This is a genomic window from Psychrobacter sp. (assembly GCF_018260395.1).
In the GTDB taxonomy this organism is placed as follows: Bacteria; Pseudomonadota; Gammaproteobacteria; order Pseudomonadales; family Moraxellaceae; genus Psychrobacter.
The window spans coordinates 3354-6242 of record NZ_JAGLBC010000137.1; the positions used below are offsets into that span (position 1 = coordinate 3354).

At 38.1% G+C, this 2889-nt stretch carries 2 protein-coding genes and 3 tRNA genes; all 5 read right to left on the reverse strand.

Annotated features, from left to right (window positions below):
* A partial coding sequence (locus tag QZ265_RS09235; protein ID WP_296405543.1) for a protein-disulfide reductase DsbD N-terminal domain-containing protein occupies window positions 1–967 on the reverse strand: 967 nt, incomplete at its 3' end.
* A gap of 157 nt (window positions 968–1124) precedes the next feature.
* The gene (locus tag QZ265_RS09240; protein ID WP_296405545.1) at window positions 1125–2159 is read right to left on the reverse strand and encodes a hypothetical protein; all 1035 of its coding nucleotides are present in this window, start codon (window positions 2157–2159) and stop codon (window positions 1125–1127) included.
* Window positions 2160–2453: 294 nt separating this feature from the next.
* Window positions 2454–2529: transfer RNA gene (locus QZ265_RS09245), tRNA-His, on the reverse strand.
* An 87-nt stretch (window positions 2530–2616) separates the two neighbouring features.
* A tRNA-Arg gene (locus QZ265_RS09250) sits at window positions 2617–2693 on the reverse strand.
* Window positions 2694–2809: 116 nt separating this feature from the next.
* Window positions 2810–2886, reverse strand: a tRNA-Pro gene (locus tag QZ265_RS09255).
* Window positions 2887–2889: the final 3 nt, after the last annotated feature.

Sequence of the window (2889 nt, forward strand, 5' to 3'; positions counted from 1 at the left end):
TAGCATTAGCATTAGCATTAGCATTAGTACTAGCCTGATCTTGATCTTGAAGAGTATCTAGCTTGGCACTATCTTGAGCCTTGTCATTATTAATTAAGCTATCACTCTTTGCTAATGAGCCTTCATCTATAGAATCATCGGTAACTGTTATGGCACTTGTAGCGGCTTGTCCTTGCTGTTGTCCTGATTGGGTTAAGTTATTGTCGTTTGAAGAGGCTGTGACTGCTTTTACTTGACTCTCATTAGCGGCTAACTTCGAAGCATTATTGGTCTTTGAATCATTAGGTGTTTGTTCAACTTGATTAGTTTTTGAAGTTTTCGTAGTGTTTTGCCTTGGCTCAACTGCTTTAGTTGTTCCTGCTGGCAGACTTATAGATAATGTCTCTTTTTGCGGCGGATAACACAGACCAGCTTCCGCACAACCCTGCCAACTTATAGTAATATCTTGATTGATTGCATTAGCCGTAGTATTGGTTAAAGTAGTTGTAGCCGTAAGTTGTAGCTGCTTAAATACATTTACTTTACCAAAAGAGGGATCATCGATAGTTTGCGAAGGCTGCGAAAATTTAATAGCAGAAGCCGTTACCCCATCCGGTAGTTTCAAAATCAATTTATCTTTGTATAAGTAGTACTTTGGCGTGATTTTTAGAGCAATATTAATTTTATTACCGCTTTGGCTAGGTTGAACATTAAAAGCCTGCTCCACTTTTAAGAACTTTTGCTCCCCGCCTTGAACCTCAGCATCATTAAATAGATCTGCTAATCCTGCAGCCTTAGCTTGGCCACTACCTGATACGGCGCTAAACCCAACATTTACTGCTAGCACTAAAGAAACAGCTAAGGTCTTATGAGCGATATCTATAATACGTTTAGCTTTAGAATAACCCTCATTTTTTACTGACAACATTTGGCTTTTTTTGATGATTTGAGTAGAGATTGTGTCTTTAATTTTTACAGAATTTTTCATTGCAGTTACTTAATAAAAAAGATGACTTGGCTTAAATAAAAACGTCATAAGCACAGATGCAGGGAAAGCCATAAAGAGAAAATATTATAAAACGAGTAGCCCTAAATTCAACAGCATTGTTTGTATAGTATTGCTTCTATATGAGCGCCATTCAAGTTTAGAACGTTCCATCATCACCAAATGCGCCAGGAAAATCTTTTAAATCTACGGTATCAGGCATATCTGGCATAATTCCATTCATCAGTAAGGCATCTAAATGCTCTATTTGTTGTTTTTTATCGAACTCATTGACTTCAGTAATAAGCATTTTTTCAATATACTTATCAAGTTGATAACAGCTCAGCTGGGCACATAGTATTGCCAACTGATAGATACGACGCTTGCAATATACATCAACACTGTGCATCAGTCTTACCAATTTAGGAGTTTCGAGTGAAGCATATTTATAATTTGCCACTGCTGACTCAGGCAAAGGAGTGACGCCGTAAGCAATAGATAAATGAGCCAAATAATAGCAACAAAAAAGATAACCCAGCACATGGCCTATAAAATACGCACGGTCATATGTATAGCTCATCACCCCAAAGTGACCTAGTACATAGCTGGTTAGGCTGGCTTGGTCGGCAACCGTTTCATCGTCTCTTAGTCGGCCTATTGTAGGCAGTTTTAAATGATTTTTACTGACTGAGGTCAGTTGCCAACCAACAGGTTGCTGTGCCGGCATATGATGCACGATATCGATAATTAGGTCATCTACTATGTGTAACTGCTGCCACATCATTTCATTTTTATCAAAATCAATAATACCCCTTTGATCAAGAGCTCGCGCCATTTGATAATGCTCATATTCGACAAACTGTGTCTTTAAGGCCTGTACCATATAGGTAGGTCGCATTGAGGGGTTAATGGTATAAAAAATTTCGGTTCGTCTTAATTGATTTTGATATAAAGCAACACGCTGTTCTGCTACTTGTTCCATATCTTTGGCTTGAACAGAATTATTAATCTCAAAAGGTTTGTTTTGATATAAACCAATCAACTCAGCTTTGCTATTCGGCATGGGCATCGGCTCATCCTGAGCACTCGTTTTAGCAATTGTAGGTTGCTCGTTTAATGGTATAGAGGCAGATTGAGAAGTGGCTTCATCATTAGATAGGATACGAGCTGTAATCGTCACAGACTGGTTTGGCATAATTTTTATATCTTCCCTCTTTAAGATTCCTTTATCATAGCATTATTGCCAAAACTGAACATCTTACTTTAATGGCAGTTTGGTAGCACGCCTATCATAAATAGATCGAGACAGTTCAAAAGTAATACTAATTAATAAAGACTTTAACGCAAAAAAACCAACCTAGACAATGTCAAGATTAGTAATAGATAGTTTTATTTAAGAAGAAACAATAGGTATAAAGAAAATTGCAGTATTGATAAATCAATATAATATGAATTGATATAAAAAAAGAGGTAAAAATAAGAAAATAAATGGGGCGAATGACGGGACTTGAACCCGCGACAACCGAGATCACAACCCGGGGCTCTACCAACTGAGCTACATCCGCCATAATCAACACAGAGAGTATTGAGTGTGCAGTGTCTAACAGGCCTAACTTAACCTATACATATAGGTATTAAATCTCAGGCGAAAGTGGTGCGCCTGGCAGGATTCGAACCTGCGACCACCTGCTTAGAAGGCAGATGCTCTATCCAACTGAGCTACAGGCGCTCATAGTGCTAACATCATTGTTAATTACTTACATTGTTATTAAAACACATATAGAGAAATAAACAACAAATGTCGTATTTAAAGCATAAAAAAAAGCCTGTAAGGCTCTAATAAAATGGTCGGAGTGATAGGATTCGAACCTACGACCCTCTGGTCCCAAACCAGATGCGCTACCAAACTGCGCCACACTCCGATG

Bases quoted from the DNA above. Each gene is read 5' to 3' on its own strand.
- QZ265_RS09240 (WP_296405545.1), bottom strand. From the start codon at position 2,159: ATGCCAAACCAGTCTGTGACGATTACAGCTCGTATCCTATCTAATGAT.